The following is a 17,948-nucleotide window of genomic DNA, read 5'->3' as shown; positions in this document are numbered from 1 at the left end:
CGGCGGCTGGCTGTGCGCCCGCTGTGCCTGCCAGGATGGACCCATGACCTGCAGGGATGCCGCGCCGCGGGCGACCGCGTGCTGACCGGAGCCGTCGACACGCTGGTGGAGCTCGTGCTCCGCACGGCGACCGCGCTCGTCGGCCGCGTCGTCGGCGGGCGGGACGTCGTCCACGAGCTCGCGGCGGGCTGGACGTGGTCCGCCGCGCTGTGGCCGGCGGCGGGCGTGCTCGTGGTGCTGCTCGCCGTGGGCGCCTGGGTCGCGTTCTGGGACGACTGATCCCGGCCCGCGCGGGCGTCGGAGGTCGCCCCTAGCCTGGGCGCATGCCCGAGGGTCACACCGTCCACCGCATCGCCCGGCAGTTCGCCCGGGACTTCGTCGGCCACCGCCTGGCGGTGTCCTCGCCGCAGGGGCGGTTCGCGCAGGGCGCCGCGCTGCTCGACGGGCGCGAGCTGCTGACCTCCGCGGCGGTCGGCAAGCAGCTGTTCCTCGGCTTCGCGGGCGGCCACGTGCTGCGGGTGCACCTCGGCCTGTACGGGGCGTGGGACTTCCTCGGCGTGGTGTCGCCGCTGGTCGAGGGCGGCGGCGCGGTCGCGAGCCTCGGCGCGCCGCGGGTCCGCCGGTCGGTCCGGATGGGCGAGGGGGAGCGCGAGGGCGACGAGGGCGCCGAGTCCGAGGACTTCCCGCCGGAGCCGGTCGGCCAGGTGCGGGTGCGGCTGGCCACCGAGCAGACCGTCGCCGACCTGCGCGGCCCCACCGCGTGCGAGGTGCTCGACCCCGCCGCGACGGCCGCGGCGCTCGCGAAGCTGGGCCCGGACCCCGCGGTCGAGGACGACGTGCGCGCCCGGATGGCCGACCCGCACGCGGTCGCCGCGGCGACGGGCGCGGCGGCGCACGTCGAGCCCGGCGAGTCCGACCCGGCCGTCGCGGACGCCGTGGCGCCCGGGCCCGGGACGGCCGCGGACGTCATGGTGCAGCGGCTCACCGCGCGCGGCACGCCTGTCGGGCAGCTGCTGATGGACCAGGCCGTGGTCGCCGGGATCGGCAACATCTACCGCGCCGAGCTGCTCTACCGCGCCCGGCTCGACCCGCACACGCCCGGCAGGCGGGTCCCGGCCGAGACCGCCCGCGCGCTGTGGGACGACTGGTCGGTGCTGCTCGCGGACGGCATCGCCACCGGCGTCATGCTGACCCGCGAGGACCTGGACGACGCGGGCCGCGCGGAGGCGCTGCGGGACCAGGCGCAGCGGCACTGGGTGTACGGCCGCGGCGGCGAGCCCTGCCGGACGTGCGGTACCCCGGTGGTCGTGGAGGAGATGGCCGGGCGCAAGCTCTACTGGTGCCCGACCTGCCAGCGCTGAGGGCCCCCGGCGACCGCTCGCGTCAGCGCGGGGTGCGCACCATCGGCACGTGCGGGATGCCGTCCTCGTCGTAGTCCGCGCCCGCGCGCTCGAACCCGAACCGGCCGTACCAGGCCTCCAGGTGCGCCTGCGCGTGCAGGTGGATCGTCGCGCCGGGCCCGCACAGCGCGATGCCGTGCTCCAGCAGCGCGCCGGCGACCCCGCGCCCGCGGGCGGCACCGGCGGTCGCGACCCGGCCGATCGCCGGCTCGTCGCTGCCCGCGCGCAGCACCCGGATGGTGCCGAGGAGCTCGCCGTCGTCGTGCGCCCACACCTGCAGGGAGTCGTCGAGCAGGTCCTGGCCGTCGAGCTCGGGGTACGGGCACGCCTGCTCCACCACGAACACGTCGACGCGCAGCCGCAGCAGGGCGTACAGCTCGGCGGCGGTGATCTCGGCGGGGTTGCGGGTCTCGATCGTCAGCGGCACGCCGGACAGCGTAGGTGGTCGTGCGGCCCGGTCCTGCGCCATGCTCGGACCGGCGGTCCGCCGCCGCCGCCGTCCAGGAGGAGCCCGCCGTGAGCAGCACCGAGACCCCCACCGACCGCCCGAACCCGGTCCTCGCGTTCCTGCAGCGCCGCTGGCTGAGCATCCTGCTGGTGGTGCTCGCGGTGGTGTTCGTCGCGCAGAACCGGCAGCCGGTCCGCATCCACCTCCTGGCCACCACGGTCACCACGCCGCTGTGGGTCGCCCTGACCGCGATGCTGCTGGTCGGCCTGGCGGCGGGCACGTTCCGGATCCGCCGCGCGGGCCGCCGCGGCCGCTGAGCGCTACTCCAGCTCGAAGTCCGCCACGAGCTTCGGGTCGGGCTGCTGCTCGCCGACCGGCACCGGGGCGGGCAGCACGTTCCCGCGGGTGGCGAGCGGGCACGCCCACGCCGGGTCGTACGCGCAGGACGGGTTGTACGCGAAGTTCAGGTCGAGGATCAGCCCGCCGTCGGTGGCCCGGCCCAGGTCCGCGTGCTTGATGGTGTCGAGCAGGTACCGCCCGCCGCCGTAGGTGCCCTTCCCGGCCGTGGCGTCCTTGACCGGGATGAAGATGCCGCCGCCGTAGGTGCGCAGCGCCCAGACGGACAGCGACCCCAGGCCCTCGAGCTCCACGCGGCCCACGCGGTCGAACGGCACCACCCCGTCGGTCCCGGTCGTCACCTCGAGCCGCTGCGCCGACGTCGCCCGCACCCGCACCTCGAACCGGTACGCCGGGTCGTACGGCGCGACCGACAGGCCCTCGAACACGGCCTTCGCGGCGTGGTGCAGGGGCGAGGCGGCGTGCGTGGCGAACAGCTCGTCGCGGCGCGCGACCCACTCGGCGTGGGCCGCGGCGGGGTCGTCCTCGGCGAGGCGGCGGACGTCGGCGTACATCTGCGCGGTGCGCCGCCGCCAGTCCGCGACCGCGAGCGCGTCGAGGGCCAGGCCGAGCTGCGTCACCATGCCCTCACCGTCTCACGCGCGGGGCCCGCCGGCCCCGCGACCGCGCCGCGCAGCCGGCCGGTCGAGCCGCCGCAGCGCCCGGACCTCGCGCAGGGCGGTCGCCGCGCACGCCGCCCCGACGAGCCACGCCCACGGCCGCCCGCGCAGCGCGAGCACGAGGCACACCAGCGCCAGCGCCCCCGCGCCCAGCACGACGGCGAGGCTCGACCACCGGACGCCGCGCAGCACGCCCCGACCGTACCGGTGGCCGGCGGCGCGACCCACCCCGCGCGCCGTGAAAGGCTGCGCGCATGGACCTGAGGATCTTCACCGAACCGCAGCAGGGCGCCACCTACGACGACCTCCTCGCCGTCGCGCGCGCCACCGAGGACCTGGGCTTCGACGCCTTCTTCCGCTCCGACCACTACCTGTCGATGGGCTCCGGCGACGGCCTGCCCGGCCCGACCGACGCCTGGACGACGCTCGCCGGCCTGGCCCGCGAGACCAGCCGCATCCGGCTCGGCACCCTGGTGTCGTCGGCCACCTTCCGGCACCCGGGCGTGCTCGCCATCCAGGTCGCGCAGGTCGACCAGATGTCGGGCGGCCGCGTCGAGCTCGGCCTGGGCACCGGCTGGTACGCCGAGGAGCACGCCGCCTACGGCATCCCGTTCCCGGACAAGCGGTTCGGCCTGTTCACCGAGCAGCTCGAGGTCGTCACCGGCCTGTGGGGCACCCCGGTGGGCGAGCGGTTCGACTACGCCGGCGAGCACTACACGCTGACGAACAGCCCGGCGCTGCCCAAGCCGGTGCAGGCCTCGCCGCTCGACCCGTCCCGCGCGGGCGTGCCGCTGATCGTCGGCGGCCTCGGCCCGCGGAAGACGCCGGCGCTCGCCGCGCGGTTCGCGTCCGAGTTCAACCTGACGTTCCCGCCGCTGGACGTCGTGGGCGAGAAGCTGGAGACCGTCCGCGAGGCGTGCCGCGCGATCGGCCGCGACCCGCAGACGCTGACGATGTCGGCCGCGCTCGTCCTGGCGGGCGGCAAGGACGACGCCGAGGTGGACCGCCGGTCCGCCGCGATCGGGCGCGACCCGGAGGAGGTCCGCGCCGTCGGCATCGCGGGCACGCCGACCGCGATGGTCGACCGGCTCGGCACGCTCGCCGAGCAGGGCATCACGCGGGTCTACCTGCAGGTGCTCGACCTGCAGGACCTGGACCACCTCGAGCTGGTCGCGTCCGAGGTCATGCCGCAGGTGCGCTGAGCCGACGCTCGCCCGGGCCGGTGGCCCGCGACCCCGCGCGACCCGCGCGGACCAGGTCGCGGGCCACCAGCACGACGAGGGCGACCAGCAGCACGTTGCGCAGCACCAGGACCAGGGACGGCCCGGCGTGCTGCAGCGTGACCCCGTCGTAGGCGAGCGGGAACACGATCTGGGTGAGCACGGCGATCACCAGCACGAGCGCCGCCGGCGCGCGCCAGGACCGCGCGCCGCCCGCGCCGGGCCGGGCCAGGCCGACCGCGACCGGCCCGGCGAGCCAGCCGACGAACTGCGGCGAGCCGACCTTGTTCGCCAGGATCAGCGTCACCGCGACGAGCAGCGCCCCGCGCGCGAGGAAGCCCGCGGTGTCCAGGCGGTCCCCCGCCCGCAGCCGCACCCACGCGAGCAGCCCCGTGACCGCGGCGAGGGCGACCGGCAGGGCCAGCCCGAGCGCGCCGGCCACCGCGGTGGTGCCCGGGCCGGCGATCTCCCAGGTCGTGATCTCCTGGTTGAGCACCACGCGGACCGGCTCGCCGCCGATCCCGCCCAGGAGGCCGGCGAGGACGAACGGCGTCGCGGCGACCGACTCGACCTGCAGCCCCCGCTCGCCCTGCTCGGTCAGGAAGCTCGTCAGGTGGGCCAGCCCGCCGCTCGCGGCGACGACGCCCGCGACGACCACGCAGACCGCGGCCGCGGGCAGCACGAGGTCCCGCGAGGGCCGGCGGAGCACGAGCACCAGCGGCAGCAGCAGGGCGCCGGGCGCGACCTTGACCCACGCCCCGGACGTCAGCAGCGCCGACGCGGCGGCCGGGTGCCGCAGGGCCACCGCGAGCGCGACCACGACGACGGGCGCGACCACGGCGTCGAGCCGGCCGACCGCGACCGGGCCGAGCAGCAGCACGAACGCCAGCCACCACCACGCGCCGACGGCGGGGTCGCGCGCCGGCGGCACCACCTCGCCGCGGACGACGCAGTCGCGCGCGGGCCGGCCCGCGAACCGCAGGAGCACGACCACGGCCGCGGCGTCGAGCAGCGTGATGAGCACCGACCACGCCAGCGCGTAGGGCTGCGTGCCCACCGCGTCGACCAGCGCCGGCAGCAGCATCGGGACGACGGCGCCGGCGGGGTAGACCCAGTCGCCGTCGAGCACCGGCCACACGCCCTGGTGCAGCCCCTGCCACATCCACCAGCGGTACAGGTCGAGGTCCCAGAACGCCTCGGCCGGGATCAGCACCGTCCCGACGTACGCGATCCACCCGTGCACCGCGAGGAACGCGGTCCACAGCGCGGCGCGCGAGCGCAGCAGCCGGTCGATGGGGCACCTCCACGGCGGACGGTCACGGGCGCGCCACACCCTACGCGGGGGGCGCCGTGCGTCGAGCGTCCAGAACCTGGGGGACGGATCCGCCCGGACCGGGCGGGTCCTGGTCACTCGGCGCCGGCCACGGCCCACGAGCGCGCCCGGACGGGTGACGCGTCACCCGCTAGCCTGCCCTGCGGCGCGCGGACCGACCGGGGCGCCGGCACAGGAGGAGGACCGCGTGAGCGCGATCGGGTGGCGGGTGCACGGCGACGGCAGGCGGGTCGAGCCGGGAGCGGTCGTCGCCCCGGACGAGCGGCTGTCCTGGCCCCGGACCATCGGGATCGGCATGCAGCACGTCGTCGCGATGTTCGGCGCGACGTTCCTGGTCCCGCTGCTCACGGGCTTCTCCCCGGCGACCACGCTGCTGTTCTCCGCGATCGGCACCGTGGTGTTCCTGCTGGTGACGGGCAACCGGCTGCCGTCCTACCTCGGGTCGAGCTTCGCGTTCATCGGCCCGATCGTCGCCGCCACCGCCTCGGGCGGGCAGTCGGCGGCGGTCGGCGGCATCCTCGCCACCGGCCTGCTGCTCGCGGCGGTCGGCCTGGTGGTGCACCTGGCCGGGTCGCGGTGGATCGACGTCGTCATGCCGCCGGTGGTGACCGGCACCGTGGTCGCCCTGATCGGCTTCAACCTCGCGCCGACCGCGTGGGGCACCTGCGACGAGACGGGCGCGTGCAGCGGGTTCCGCGCGGCGCCCGTGACCGCGATCGCGACGCTCGCGGCGATCGTGCTGGCGGCGGTGCTGTTCCGCGGCATCCTCGGCCGGTTGTCGATCCTGGTCGGCGTCGTCGTCGGCTACGTCGTCGCGACCGTGCGCGGCGAGGTCGACTTCACCGCGGTGGGCGAGGCCGCGTGGTTCGGCCTGCCGCAGTTCGTGGCCCCGACGTTCGAGCCCCGGCTGCTCGGCCTGTTCCTGCCCGTGGTGTTCGTCCTGATCGCCGAGAACGTCGGCCACGTGAAGTCGGTGGCCGCGATGACCGGGAAGGACCTCGACCCGCTGACCGGCCGCGCGCTGCTGGCCGACGGCCTCGCCACGACCTTCGCCGGCCTGGGCGGCGGCTCCGGCACCACCACCTACGCCGAGAACATCGGCGTGATGGCGGCGACCAAGGTGTACTCGACCGCCGCGTACTGGGTGGCCGCGGCGACCGCGCTGGTGCTCAGCCTGTCGCCGAAGTTCGGCGAGCTGATCAACACGATCCCGGCGGGGGTGCTCGGCGGGGCCACCACCGTGCTCTACGGGATGATCGGCGTGCTCGGCGCCCGGATCTGGGTGCAGAACCGGGTCGACTTCTCGGACCCGGTCAACCTGACCACGGCGGCGGTCGCCCTGGTGGTCGGCATCGCCAACTACACCTGGACCGCGGGCGACCTCACGTTCGAGGGCATCGCGCTGGGCACCGCCGCCGCGATCGGCGTCTACCACGTCATGCGCGGCGTGGCCCGGTGGCGCGGCACCAGCCAGGAGCCGGCGTCGCCCGCCTCCGTGCCCGGGGGCACCGAGCTGGAGCGCTGACGCCCGGGCGCCGGCCGGGGGCTCAGCCCTCGGCCGGGGCCTCGGTCGCCGGCGGCGCGGTCGGCTGCGGGACCGGGCTGACCTGGTCCAGCGCGATGCAGCCCTCCGGGACCGGGAACGGCTGGTCGGCCTGGAGCGTGACGTCCGCGGCGGCCACCAGCGCGTTGTAGGTCGACCCGACGACGACGTCCACGGTCGCGTCCGCGCGGGTGTCCAGCACGAGCTGCGGGGTGTCGAACTGCGCCGCCACCGTGTACGCCTGGGCGACGCCCTGGGTGCCGAACTGGATCAGCGCGGTGCCGGTGTAGGTGGTGTAGCCCATCTGGCCCGCGTTGAGCTGCTGGCCCACGACGAAGCCGCGGGAGGTCAGCGCCGACGCGGTGTCCCCGGCGAGCCCGATGCGGTTGGTGCCGTTGAGCACGTTGACCGTCACCTGCCCGTACGGGACCGGGGTCGCGCCCTCGGGCGGGCACGGCGAGTCCTCCGCCGCGAGCCCGGTCGGCTCGGGCGACGAGAAGTCGCGGGACAGGAAGGGCGGCGACCAGCCGCCGGAGTAGACGGCGGCGGCACCGGTCGCGGCGACGGCCAGGCCGCCGAGCAGCACGCCGAAGACGACGGCCTGGCGCTCGCGGGTGTGCCTCCGGCGTCGCTTGCGGGCGGCGTCGGGCGTGCGGTCAGCGCTCATCGGACTCGATCACGAGGACGCGCGCGTGCAGCACGGGCCGCTGCTGCAGGGCGGCGCGCACGGCGCGGTGCAGGCCGTCCTCCAGGTAGAGGACGCCGCGCCACTGCACGACGTGCGCGAACAGGTCGCCGTAGAACGTCGAGTCCTCCGACAGGAGGTTGTCGAGGTTCAGCGTGCGCTTGGTCGTGACCAGCTCGTCGAGGCGCACCTGCCGCGGCGGGACGTCCGCCCACTGCTTGGGCGTGACGAGGCCGTGGTCGGGGTAGGGCCTGCCCTCGCCCACCGACTTGAAGATCACGGACGCGAGTGTAGGTGAGAGCGGCCGCCCTCGGGGGCGCGGCTCGCGGACGCGTGGCCGGTGGCGTGCACCCGGGTGAATCTCCGCCCGCAGGTCGCCTCGGCGGACGGAGCGGCCGATGGGAGGGGTACGGCGGGTCCCGGGTCGCATCTCCGGACCCCGCGGGCGACTCCGGGAGGAGGTGCGGATGGCGGTCGACGCGCACCGTCGCGCCCGGGTGCGGGTGCGCCTCGTGCTCGCGGTCCTGGTCCCGCTCGGCCTGGCGCTGTCCCTGGTCGCCTCCGCGGTGGACGCCCGGCAGCAGCGCGAACGGGCGGAGCAGGCGGCCCGGGCCGAGCTCGCCGTGGCGGCCGAGGCGCTGGTCGCGGAGGTCGGCGCGCAGACCCGGGTGGCGGTCGCCGCCGCCTCGCTGCTCACGCCGGCCGCGGACGCCTCGTGGCCGGACGCCGGGGCGGCGTGGGAGTCGCACCTGCCCGTGCTCGGCGCGGGCGCCGGGGCGACCGCGGAGGTCGGCTGGCTGCCCGCGCCCGCCAGCCCCGCGGACCGCGCCGGCGACGTCGAGGTCGCGCCGGGCCCCGCGGGCGCCGCGCCGGGCCGCGTGCAGGTCGCCCGGGTGGTCCGGCTCGGGTCGCCGTCCCTGCTGGACGGGCTCGCCGCCGGGCAGGACGAGGCGGACGGCGCGGCCGCGCTCGCCGAGGCGCTCACGGTGGCGCGCGACTCCGGCCGGCCGGTGCTGAGCGCCGCGTACCCCGTCCGGCCCCTCCGGGACGTCGACGGCTCCGACGCCGGCAAGCTCGTCCGTGCGGCCGAGCCGGTCGCCGGCGTCCCGGCCGAGGCCGCGCTCGCGGTCCCGGTCTACGACGGCGTGCCGCCGCCCGAGGACGACGGCGAGCGCCGCCGGCGGCTCGTCGGGTGGACCGTCACCACCTTCCCCGTCGGCCCGCTGCTCGACGCGGTGACCACCGGCACCGGGCCCGCGGCGGTGGTGCACGACGGCGGCGCCGCGCTGGGCGTGCTGGTCCCCGACGCGGCGGCGGGCGGGGCGGCGTCGCGCGACGCCGCGGCGGCGCCTGCGACCGGCGACCTCGCCGTCGAGGTGCCCGTCCCCGGGCGCACCTGGACCCTGGCGGCGGACCGCCCCGCGGGCCCCGGCATCGCGTGGTTCCCGCTGGCCGGCGGCGCCGTGCTGACCGCGCTGGTGGTCGGGCTCGTGGCGTCCCGTGCCGCGGCGGAGCGCCGGGCTGTCGAGGTCGCCGCCGACCGGACCCGCGCGCTCGCGGCGCGCACCCGCGACCTGGAGTCGATCACCCGCAACACGCCCGACGCCCTCGCGCGGGTGGACGGCGACGCGCGCCTGCGGTTCGTCAACGCCGCGATGCGCCGCGCAGCCCGGGTCACCGACGCCGACCTCGGGTCGCCGGTCGGGGACCTGGCGGGCCGGTCGCCGGTGATGGACTCCGTGCGCGCGCTCGCGCACCACATGGTCGCCGTCGGGGCGGACCCGGGCGTCGACCCCGAGTCCGACCCGCGGCAGCAGATCAGCATGTCCGCGCACGTGGAGGGGCACTGGTACGAGGTGCGAGCGGTGCCCGAGCGCGGCCCGGACGGCGCCGTCGACTCGGTGCTGGTGGTCGCGCGCGACGTCACCCGGTTCCGGGAGGCGCAGGACCGGCTCACGCACGCCGCGACCCACGACCCGCTGACCGGGCTGGCGAACCGCGACGTCGCGCGGGAGCGGGCGGTCGCCGCGCTCGCGACCTCCCGGTGCGGCACCGCGCTGCTGCTGCTCGACCTCGACCGGTTCAAGCTGGTCAACGACTCGTACGGGCACGTCGTCGGCGACCAGCTCCTGCAGCGCGCCGCCGCCCGCGTGGCCGCGGACCTGCCCGACCGGGCGGTGGCCGCGCGGCTCGGCGGGGACGAGTTCGTCGTCCTCCTGCCCGACGTGTCGCCGGCCGTGGCGGAGGCCGTCGCCCTGCGCCTCGTCGCCGCGTTCGACGAGCCGTTCGCGGTGCGGGACGAGGAGTTCGCGGTCGGCTGCTCCGTGGGCGTCGTGCACGCCGAGCCCGGCGGGATGGCCTGGGACGAGCTGCTGCGCTGCGCCGACGTCGCGATGTACGGCGCGAAGGCCGCGGGCGGCGGCTGCCACCAGTGGTACGAGGAGCACGGGGCCGACCGCGCCCGGCAGCGGCTCACCATGGCCGCCGACCTGCGCCGCGCCACGGAGGAGGGCGAGCTGTCCCTGGTCTACCAGGGGGAGGTCGACCTGGTCACCGGCCGCGTCGAGGGCGTCGAGGCGCTGATGCGCTGGACCAGCCGCACCCGCGGGCCGGTGTCCCCGGCGGAGTTCATCCCGGTCGCCGAGGAGACGGGCCTGATCGGCGAGCTCGGCGCCTGGGCGCTGGACCGCGCGCTCGGCGAGGTGACCGCGCACAACCGGGTGACCGGCGCCGGCCTGCGGGCCTGGGTGAACGTCTCGCCCCGGCAGTTCGCGGCGAGCAAGGACCGCGCGGACCTGGTGACGCTCGTGGTCGACCTGCTGGCCGCCTACGACGCGCCCGCGAGCTGGCTCGGCATCGAGGTCACCGAGAGCGCGCTCGCCGACGACGCCCGCGCGGTGCCGATGCTGCGGGCGCTGCGCGAGCTCGGCGTCGGCGTCGCGATCGACGACTTCGGCACCGGGTACTCGTCGCTGTCCCGGCTGCACGACTACCCGGTGACCCTGCTCAAGATCGACCAGTCGTTCGTGCGGGAGCTCGGCGGGCACGGCGCCGCCGGGCCGCGGGCGGCGGGCGTGGTGGAGGCGGTGGTCGCGCTCGGCCGCTCGCTCGGCGCCGACGTGATCGCCGAGGGCGTCGAGGACGAGCAGCGGTACCGCGCGCTGCGGTCGCTCGGCTGCGACCTCGCTCAGGGCTACCTGTTCGGCAGGCCCGGGGCGTTCGCCGACGCGGTGCGCCCGGTCGAGGTGCCCGGGCCCGTGCTGCCCGGGATGGTCGGGGCCAGGCTGCCCGGGCCGCGCTGAGGCGCGGGCTGCTGCAGCAGCATCCACGTCGCGCACGCCGCCACCAGCAGCGGCACCGCCAGCCCGATCCCGGTCGCCGGCACCACGACGCCCGAGTCGTTCAGCGCGAACCCGATGCCCAGCGTGGTCGCCAGCGCGACGAGGCCCTTCATCAGCATGGGGGCGTCGGTGGCGATCTGGCGCAGCGGGGCGCCCGCGGACAGCCAGGCGTACGGGCCGCCGTCGGGCGCGCTCACGGCGGAGCGCGCGGGGCGGCCGACCAGCAGCACGACGAGCAGCAGGCCGCCGATCGCCAGCAGCGTCTGCTCGCTGCCGAACAGGATCCGCAGGTTCGTCTCGCCCTTGCGAAGCAGCACGGTCCACAGGCCGCCGTCGAGGACGGTCTCGATGAACGCGCCGAGGTGGGTGCGCTCGTCCGGCGGGCGCAGCCAGTCGGCGACCGCGATGCCGACGACCGTGACCGCCCCCGCGGCGAGCACCGCCAGGATCCGCCGCCAGTTCAGCCGGATGCCGGCCGTGAGCAGCGCGAGCACCGCGAACCCCGGCACGAGCGCCGGCGGGCCGCCGAAGTCCGCGCCGATCGCCGGGCTGCCGTTGATCACGACCGCGGTCGCGCCGACGGCCGCGACCACCGCGACCGCGGCGCGGCGCCGCCCGGCGCGCAGCAGCGGGTCCGCGAACGCCACGGCGGTGAGCAGCATCGCGGTGGCGAACAGCGCGAACGCCGGGTTGCCGAACCCGTAGAACCGGCCGGCGACCAGCGAGCCGGGACCCATCATCGAGTCGAGCGCGAGCCGCGCGCCGGTCGCGACGTCCACGGCCAGCACCAGCGCGGTGATCCCGCCGACGGCGCCCATCGGGCCGAGCAGCCGGCTGCGCCACGGCGGCAGCAGCGTGACCGCGACGATCGCCGCGACGAACAGGCCGACGGCGCCCGCGAGGGCCCACGGCGGGCTGCCGGCGCGCCACCAGGGCAGCAGGTTGGCGAGGAACGTCGACACCGGGACCGCCGCCACCGCGACCGCCGCGACGCGGAGGCCGTGCAGCACGCGACGCGGGTGGCCGGGGCCGGGGGGGCGCGGCCACACGCGGGACAGGACCCCCGACCACCACAGCCGCACGCGGTTGTTCAGGCCGACCATGACGATCAGGTACAGCGCCAGGTTCAGCCCGACCCACCAGAGGTAGAACCCGCCGACGAGCGGGGCGGCGGCCTGGGCGTGCCGGTTCTGGTCGATCAGGTAGGCGACCCGGGCGCCGGCGGTGGCGTCGTCCGGGCTGTGCCGGATCACCGAGCCGACGAGCGCGCCGGTCGGCGCCTGGTCCCGGATGCCGAGCGCGTCCAGCACGGTCGGCGCGATGTCGGTGGTCTGCAGGAAGCCGTCCTGCCGGGTCGACGAGGAGCCGATCAGGCCGCCGGCGTACGTGCCGCCGTCCGACGTCGGCCCCGCGGCGGCGGCGATCTGCAGGTTGGCCCGGCGGTTGGAGTCCGCGACCGAGAACAGCAGCACCGTGGCGTCGGGGTCGGCGTCGGCGACCGCGTCGAGCACGGCGCCGATGCGGGCGTCGATCTCCTGCACCTGCTCGGCGCGGGTCGGCTCCGTCACGACGTCGGGGGCCGAGACCGGCGGCTCCTCCTCCTGCTCGGTGGGCACGTCCGGGTCCGCGTCCGAGCGCCCGCGCGTCTGGTAGCCGGGGTCGCGCACGGTCCCGGCGTCGACCACGACGAGCCGGTCGGTCCCGAGCGCGGCGGCCACGGCGTCCTCGACCCCGTCGGGGTCCGCGGGCCGGCGCACGTGCGTGCCGACCGGGGTGCCGTCCGCGTCCGACAGCGCGATGGCCGCGCCGGGACCGACGCCCGTCGCGGGGACGCCGGCCGCCCGGACGGTCTCGCCGAGCAGGCCCAGCCGGGAGTCGTAGGACGAGGCGGCCATCGCCTGCTCGTAGTCCGCCCAGCCGGGGACGGCGCCGTTGGCCAGCGGGTCGCGGAGCGTGCGGCAGGTGCCGTCGGCGACCGCCAGGTCGGTGGCGCGACCGCCCGCGGACACCGCGAGCCAGCCCATGGACGGGCAGGTGAACGAGATCGCGCTGCGCACCACCGTCGTCCCGACGGCGGCCGACCGGGACAGCTCCCACAGCGACGGTGTCGTCAGCGAGCCGAGGTCGTCCCACCGCACGCCGGTGACCCCGACGAGCACGACCGGGCCGGCCTCGGCGGCCCCCGCGTCCGCCGCGGCGGCCCGCGGCGCCCCGGCGACCCAGCCGACCGCGACCGTCAGCGCCGCGAGGGCGGCGGCGAGCAGGCGGGTCCGGGCAGGGCGGCGGGCGGCCGGACGCGGCCGGGGCGTGGACAGGGGCACCGGCCCAGCGTACGGGCGGACTAGTGTCGGGCAGCGTCGCCCGCGGACGCCGCCCGCACCACGACACCGCACGTGCACCCGCGCCGCACAGGGTGCGCACGCCCCGGCCACACGCGCCCGTGCGACCCGCCCGCGCGCTCGTCCCAGGAGGTCCCGATGCCGCGTCCCCGCTACGCCTACCTCGGTCCGGCGGGCACCTTCACCGAGGTGGCGCTGCGGCAGGTGGTGTCGCCCGACGACGCGGAGTACCTCCCGCAGACCGACGTGGTCAGCGCGATCGAGGCGGTGCGGGCGGGCGTCGCGGACCACGCCGTCGTGGCGATCGAGAGCACGATCGAGGGCGGCGTCACCGCGACGCTCGACGCGCTCGCCGTCGGCGACCCGCTCGTGCTGCAGCGCGAGGTGCTGGTGCCCGTCGGGTTCACCCTGGTGGGCCGTCCGGGCGTGGCGCTCGCGGACGTGCGCCGGGTGGCGGCGCACCCGCACGCGTGGGTGCAGTGCCGGCGGTGGCTGGGCGCGCACGTGCCGGGCGCCGTGCACGTGGTCGCGACGTCGAACACCGCCCCGGCGGCGCTGCTCGCGGACGCCGGCGCGGGCGCGGACGGCGACGCGCTCGGGTTCGACGCCGCGCTGGTGCCGCCTGCCGCGCCCGCGCACTACGGGCTCGCCGACCGCGTGCTGGCGGAGGGCGTCGCGGACAACCCGGAGGCGGTCACGCGGTTCGTCGTGGTCGGGCGTCCCGGGCCGGTGCCGCCGCCCACCGGGGCCGACAAGACCACGCTCGTCGTGCACCTGCCCTCGAACGAGGCCGGCGCGCTGCTCACCATGCTCGAGCAGTTCGCGGCCCGAGGCGTGAACCTGTCCCGCATCGAGTCCCGGCCCATCGGCGACTCGCTCGGCCGGTACTCGTTCTCGATGGACGCCGAGGGGCACATCACCGAGGAGCGGATGGGGGAGGCGTTCATGGGCCTGCACCGGGTGTGCCCGCACGTGCGGTACCTCGGCTCCTACCCGCGGGCGGACCGTCGCGCGGCGGACGTGCACATCGGCACCGCCGACGCGGACTTCCTGGCCGCGCGGGACTGGCTGCGGTCCGTGCGCGGGGGCGCGTCGGTCTGAGCGCCCGGCGCTCGGCCCCGGGCGGGTCAGGCCCGGGCGACGCGGACGACCAGCGCGCCGGGGTCGACCCGCGCGGACAGCTCCGTGACCTGGCCGATCACGTCCCCGTCGACCTGCACCCACTCGCCGCCGGGGACCGCCACGTGCACCTCGCGGGCGCGGGCGTGGTCGATCCGGCCGATCTTCGCGGGCAGCTGGCTGCGCACGCCGACGCCCTGCAGCACGACCTCGCCGAACAGCTGCGCCCAGCCCGCGACGCCGCCGCGGGTGTCGATCGCCGCGACGTCCAGCCAGCCGTCGTCCAGCTCGGCGTCCGGCAGCAGGGTGATCCCGCCGGGCAGCCGGCCGCAGTTGCCGATCAGCAGGCTGCGCACCCGCGCCGGCGCGCCCGGGGCGTCGTCCAGGCGGACCGTGGTGCGCAGCCGCCGGCCGTGCAGGTGCCTGATCCCGGAGACGAAGTACGCGACCCAGCCGACCCGGGCCTTGAGCTGGTCGTCGGTGTCCGCGACCATCGCCGCGTCGAACCCGATCCCCGCGATCACCAGGAAGATGTGGTCGCGCGGCACGTCGGTGTCGGCGGGCAGGTCGTCGGCCGCCTCGGCGATGTCGTCGTCGACGTCCGACTCGGACCGCAGCACGCGGAGCCAGCCGACGTCGATGGTCCGGTCGGTGCCGTCGAGGGCGATCTGGAGCGCGGCGAGCGGGTCGCCGATCGGGATGTCGAGGTTCCGGGCCAGCAGGTTGCCCGTGCCGACCGGGACCAGGCCCATCGGGACGCCCGTGCCGACCAGCGCCTCGGCGACCGCACGCACGGTGCCGTCGCCGCCGAGGGCCACGACGATGTCCGCGCCGCGCGCCACGGCGTCTCTCGCCTGCCCGATGCCCGGGTCCTCGGGCGTGGTCTCGAGCCACAGCGGCTCGGGCAGGTACTGCTCGGCGCACGCGCGGCGCACGGTCGCCCGGAGGTCCGGGACGCCCGGCTTGGACGGGTTCGCCACGAACGCGACCAGCGGTCGGTGCGGCTCGGGCTGCGCGGGCGTGGTGACCGAGACGTGGTGGCTCGCCGCGGTGCCGAGGATCTGCCCGGCGCGCCGGGCGTGCCGCTCGGCGGCGGTGGCGCGCCACGCGGTCGCCGCCAGCACGAGGGCGGCGACCGCCACCACGACGGCGACGACGGCCAGCCACCCCTCCCAGGTCATGCGAGGAATCTACGGGTGAACGCCGCGTGCTGCCCACGTCCGGGCGGCCGCGTCGCCGAGTGGGTACTCGACACGTCGAGCGGGTACCCACGGGATGCCCGTTCGACGTGTCCGGTACCCGTTCGGCGCGGCCGACGCGGCGGGCCCGCGGCGGCCCCCCGCGGTGGCGGTCGGTAGGCTCGGCGGCGTGATCGATCTCAAGCTGCTGCGCCAGGACCCGGACGTCGTGCGCGCGAGCCAGGTGGCCCGCGGCGACGACCCGGCGCTGGTGGACCAGGTGCTCGACGCGGACGCCCGGCGCCGCGCCGCGCTCACCGACTTCGAGAGCCTCCGCGCGGAGCAGAAGGCGCTCGGCAAGAAGGTCGCGTCCGCGCAGGGCGAGGAGAAGCAGGCCCTGCTCGCGCACGCCAAGCAGCTCGCGGAGCAGGTCAAGGCGCTGCAGGCGGACGCCGACGCCGCCGACGAGCTCGCGACCGAGCTGGCCCGCCGGATCGGCAACGTCGTCGAGGACGGCGTCCCCGCGGGCGGCGAGGACGACTACGTGGTGCTGCGGCACGAGGGCACGCCGCGCGACTTCGCCGCCGAGTACGGCGCGGAGTTCGCCGTCCGCGACCACCTGGAGCTGGGCGAGGGCCTGCGGGCGATCGACACCGAGCGCGGGGCGAAGGTGTCCGGCGCGCGGTTCTACTACCTGACCGGCATCGGCGCCCGGCTGGAGCTGGCGCTGCTGAACGCGGCGGTCGACCTGGCGCTGCAGGCGGGCTTCACGCCGGTCATCACGCCGACGCTCGTCAAGCCCGAGGTCATGGCCGGCACCGGGTTCCTCGGCGCGCACGCCGACGAGATCTACCGCCTGGAGGCCGACGACCTGTACCTGGTCGGCACCTCCGAGGTCGCGCTGGCCGGCTACCACTCGGGCGAGATCCTCGACCTGTCGGGCGGCCCGCTGCGGTACGCCGGCTGGTCGGCCTGCTACCGCCGCGAGGCCGGGTCGTACGGCAAGGACACCCGCGGCATCATCCGGGTCCACCAGTTCCACAAGGTCGAGGCGTTCTCGTACACGACCGTCGAGGACGCCGCGGACGAGCACCGCCGGATCCTCGGCTGGGAGGAGCAGATGCTCCAGCTCGTGGGCCTGCCGTACCGGGTCATCGACACCGCGGCCGGCGACCTCGGTTCCAGCGCCGCGCGCAAGTTCGACTGCGAGGCGTGGCTGCCGAGCCAGCAGCGCTACCTCGAGCTCACCTCGACCTCGAACTGCACGACGTTCCAGGCCCGCCGCCTCGGCGTCCGGGAGCGCACGGCCGAGGGCGAGGTCCGGCCGGTCGCGACGCTGAACGGCACGCTGGCGACGACCCGGTGGATCGTCGCGATCCTGGAGAACCACCAGCAGGCCGACGGGTCGGTGCGGGTCCCGGAGGGCCTGCGGCCGTACCTGGGCGGGCTCGAGGTCCTGGAGCCGGCGGGGGGCGCGTCGCGATGACCCACCCGCGCACCGCGGCCGGCACGCTCGTCGCCCTGGACGTCGACGGCACGCTCCTGACCTACGACGGGGCGCTGAGCCCCGCGGTGCGCGAGGCCGTGACCGGCGTGCGCGACGCCGGCGCCCACGTGGTGCTGGCGACCGGCCGCGGCGTGCGCAGCGCCGTCCCGGTGGCCGTCGACCTCGGGCTGACGACCGGCTGGGTCGTGTGCTCGAACGGCGCGGTCACGGCCCGCCTGGACGCGGGGCTGCCCGGCGGCTACGAGGTCACCAGCATCACGACGTTCGACCCCGAGCCCGCCCTGCGCGTGCTGCAGGCCGAGCTCCCGGACGCGCTGTTCGCGGTCGAGGACCTCGGGCACGGGTTCCGGGTGTCCCGGCCGTTCCCGGACCACGAGCTCACCGGCGACCAGCAGGTCCTGCCGTTCGACGAGCTCGTCGCGCAGCCGGCCACCCGCGTCGTCGTGCGGGACCCCGGCAGCACGCCGGAGGAGTTCCGCGAGCTCGTCGAGCGGGTCGGCCTGCACCAGGTGTCCTACGCGGTGGGCTGGAGCGCGTGGCTCGACCTGACGCCGGGCGGCGTCTCGAAGGCCAGCGCGCTGGAGGAGCTGCGCCGGGTGCTCGGCGTCGAGCCGTTCGCGACGGTGGCCGTCGGCGACGGCGGCAACGACGTGGAGATGCTCCGCTGGGCGGCGCGCGGCGTGGCGATGGGGCACGCGCCGGAGTTCGTGCGGCTCGCGGCGGACGAGGTCACCGGGACGATCGAGGACGACGGCGCCGTCGCGGTGCTGCGCAGCATCGGGCACGCCCCGGCCTGACGCGGGCCGCGCGACCGCCGGG

17 protein-coding genes are annotated in these 17,948 nt (G+C 76.8%); 9 read left to right on the top strand and 8 right to left on the bottom strand.

Features of this window, described 5'->3' with window-relative positions; all coding sequences use genetic code 11:
* Positions 1-78: 78 nt before the first annotated feature.
* Both Cpa01nite_RS06215 and Cpa01nite_RS06210 read left to right on the top strand, forming a co-directional pair.
* Complete coding sequence (locus Cpa01nite_RS06215) at positions 79-279, top strand: hypothetical protein (protein ID WP_203667884.1); 201 nt, start codon at positions 79-81, stop codon at positions 277-279.
* Between the two features lie 44 nt (positions 280-323).
* Entirely contained in the window at positions 324-1,361 is a 1,038-nt protein-coding gene (locus Cpa01nite_RS06210; RefSeq protein ID WP_203667883.1) for an Fpg/Nei family DNA glycosylase, read from the top strand.
* 22 nt (positions 1,362-1,383) lie between these two features.
* On the opposite strand, the gene Cpa01nite_RS06205 is transcribed toward Cpa01nite_RS06210, so the two are convergent.
* Positions 1,384-1,827, bottom strand: a complete 444-nt coding sequence (locus tag Cpa01nite_RS06205) for a GNAT family N-acetyltransferase (protein ID WP_239068573.1) — start codon at positions 1,825-1,827, stop codon at positions 1,384-1,386.
* An 89-nt stretch (positions 1,828-1,916) separates the two neighbouring features.
* Here Cpa01nite_RS06205 and Cpa01nite_RS06200 point away from each other — a divergent pair, with 89 nt between their 5' ends.
* Positions 1,917-2,165, top strand: a complete 249-nt coding sequence (locus tag Cpa01nite_RS06200; RefSeq protein ID WP_203667881.1) for a LapA family protein — start codon at positions 1,917-1,919, stop codon at positions 2,163-2,165.
* A 3-nt stretch (positions 2,166-2,168) separates the two neighbouring features.
* Here the strand turns inward: Cpa01nite_RS06200 and Cpa01nite_RS06195 are convergent, their stop codons facing one another.
* Entirely contained in the window at positions 2,169-2,828 is a 660-nt protein-coding gene (locus tag Cpa01nite_RS06195; protein WP_147794838.1) for a DUF1684 domain-containing protein, read from the bottom strand.
* Positions 2,829-2,840: 12 nt separating this feature from the next.
* Positions 2,841-3,056, bottom strand: a complete 216-nt coding sequence (locus tag Cpa01nite_RS06190) for a hypothetical protein (protein WP_239068572.1) — start codon at positions 3,054-3,056, stop codon at positions 2,841-2,843.
* A 62-nt stretch (positions 3,057-3,118) separates the two neighbouring features.
* On the opposite strand from Cpa01nite_RS06190, the gene Cpa01nite_RS06185 reads away from it, so the two are divergent.
* Positions 3,119-4,066, top strand: a complete 948-nt coding sequence (locus Cpa01nite_RS06185) for an LLM class F420-dependent oxidoreductase (RefSeq protein WP_203667880.1) — start codon at positions 3,119-3,121, stop codon at positions 4,064-4,066.
* On the opposite strand, the gene Cpa01nite_RS06180 is transcribed toward Cpa01nite_RS06185, so the two are convergent.
* Positions 4,047-5,327 (bottom strand): hypothetical protein, encoded by a 1,281-nt coding sequence (locus Cpa01nite_RS06180; RefSeq protein ID WP_239068571.1) that lies wholly within the window; start codon positions 5,325-5,327, stop codon positions 4,047-4,049. The two genes, Cpa01nite_RS06185 and Cpa01nite_RS06180, sit on opposite strands and share 20 nt — an antisense overlap.
* A 277-nt stretch (positions 5,328-5,604) precedes the next feature.
* Here Cpa01nite_RS06180 and Cpa01nite_RS06175 point away from each other — a divergent pair, with 277 nt between their 5' ends.
* Positions 5,605-6,942 carry a uracil-xanthine permease family protein gene (locus tag Cpa01nite_RS06175; protein WP_203667879.1) on the top strand — a complete coding sequence of 446 codons (1,338 nt, stop codon included), beginning with the start codon at positions 5,605-5,607 and terminating at the stop codon, positions 6,940-6,942.
* Positions 6,943-6,964: 22 nt separating this feature from the next.
* Here Cpa01nite_RS06175 and Cpa01nite_RS06170 read toward each other — a convergent pair whose 3' ends face one another.
* Together Cpa01nite_RS06170 and Cpa01nite_RS06165 are read right to left on the bottom strand one after the other, a co-directional pair.
* The gene (locus tag Cpa01nite_RS06170; RefSeq protein ID WP_203667878.1) at positions 6,965-7,627 is read right to left on the bottom strand and encodes a LytR C-terminal domain-containing protein; all 663 of its coding nucleotides are present in this window, start codon (positions 7,625-7,627) and stop codon (positions 6,965-6,967) included.
* Positions 7,617-7,925, bottom strand: a complete 309-nt coding sequence (locus tag Cpa01nite_RS06165; protein WP_147794834.1) for a type II toxin-antitoxin system VapB family antitoxin — start codon at positions 7,923-7,925, stop codon at positions 7,617-7,619. The genes Cpa01nite_RS06170 and Cpa01nite_RS06165 overlap by 11 nt, the downstream gene beginning before the upstream one ends.
* A 187-nt stretch (positions 7,926-8,112) precedes the next feature.
* Here Cpa01nite_RS06165 and Cpa01nite_RS06160 point away from each other — a divergent pair, with 187 nt between their 5' ends.
* Positions 8,113-10,947, top strand: a complete 2,835-nt coding sequence (locus tag Cpa01nite_RS06160) for a bifunctional diguanylate cyclase/phosphodiesterase (protein WP_203667877.1) — start codon at positions 8,113-8,115, stop codon at positions 10,945-10,947.
* Here Cpa01nite_RS06160 and Cpa01nite_RS06155 read toward each other — a convergent pair.
* Positions 10,839-13,307, bottom strand: coding sequence for a hypothetical protein (locus Cpa01nite_RS06155; protein WP_203667876.1), 2,469 nt, complete (start codon positions 13,305-13,307; stop codon positions 10,839-10,841). The genes Cpa01nite_RS06160 and Cpa01nite_RS06155 overlap by 109 nt on opposite strands.
* A gap of 156 nt (positions 13,308-13,463) precedes the next feature.
* Between Cpa01nite_RS06155 and pheA the strand changes: the two genes are divergently transcribed.
* Complete coding sequence (gene pheA / locus Cpa01nite_RS06150; protein WP_203667875.1) at positions 13,464-14,426, top strand: prephenate dehydratase; 963 nt, start codon at positions 13,464-13,466, stop codon at positions 14,424-14,426.
* Positions 14,427-14,452: 26 nt separating this feature from the next.
* On the opposite strand, the gene Cpa01nite_RS06145 is transcribed toward pheA, so the two are convergent.
* Positions 14,453-15,625, bottom strand: coding sequence for a diacylglycerol/lipid kinase family protein (locus Cpa01nite_RS06145; RefSeq protein ID WP_203667874.1), 1,173 nt, complete (start codon positions 15,623-15,625; stop codon positions 14,453-14,455).
* Positions 15,626-15,812: 187 nt separating this feature from the next.
* On the opposite strand from Cpa01nite_RS06145, the gene serS reads away from it, so the two are divergent.
* Entirely contained in the window at positions 15,813-17,108 is a 1,296-nt protein-coding gene (gene serS, locus Cpa01nite_RS06140) for a serine--tRNA ligase (protein WP_203667873.1), read from the top strand.
* A complete protein-coding gene (locus Cpa01nite_RS06135) occupies positions 17,105-17,926 on the top strand; it encodes an HAD family hydrolase (RefSeq protein WP_203667872.1) in 822 nt (273 codons plus the stop codon). Before serS ends, Cpa01nite_RS06135 begins: the two co-directional genes overlap by 4 nt.
* Positions 17,927-17,948 lie beyond the last annotated feature (22 nt).

The organism is Cellulomonas pakistanensis (assembly GCF_016862755.1).
GTDB lineage: Bacteria > Actinomycetota > Actinomycetes > Actinomycetales > Cellulomonadaceae > Cellulomonas > Cellulomonas pakistanensis.
Note: the sequence above shows the minus strand (reverse complement) of the source record. Positions and strands in the feature narration are given on the sequence as shown.

Excerpts from the sequence above, each read along its gene's own strand:
- Cpa01nite_RS06210 (WP_203667883.1), top strand. The coding sequence starts at position 324 with ATGCCCGAGGGTCACACCGTCCACCGCATCGCCCGGCAGTTCGCCCGG.
- Cpa01nite_RS06160 (WP_203667877.1), top strand. The coding sequence starts at position 8,113 with ATGGCGGTCGACGCGCACCGTCGCGCCCGGGTGCGGGTGCGCCTCGTG.
- Cpa01nite_RS06185 (WP_203667880.1), top strand. The coding sequence starts at position 3,119 with ATGGACCTGAGGATCTTCACCGAACCGCAGCAGGGCGCCACCTACGAC.
- Cpa01nite_RS06145 (WP_203667874.1), bottom strand. The coding sequence starts at position 15,625 with ATGACCTGGGAGGGGTGGCTGGCCGTCGTCGCCGTCGTGGTGGCGGTC.
- Cpa01nite_RS06170 (WP_203667878.1), bottom strand. The coding sequence starts at position 7,627 with ATGAGCGCTGACCGCACGCCCGACGCCGCCCGCAAGCGACGCCGGAGG.
- Cpa01nite_RS06195 (WP_147794838.1), bottom strand. The coding sequence starts at position 2,828 with ATGGTGACGCAGCTCGGCCTGGCCCTCGACGCGCTCGCGGTCGCGGAC.
- Cpa01nite_RS06135 (WP_203667872.1), top strand. The coding sequence starts at position 17,105 with ATGACCCACCCGCGCACCGCGGCCGGCACGCTCGTCGCCCTGGACGTC.
- pheA (WP_203667875.1), top strand. The coding sequence starts at position 13,464 with ATGCCGCGTCCCCGCTACGCCTACCTCGGTCCGGCGGGCACCTTCACC.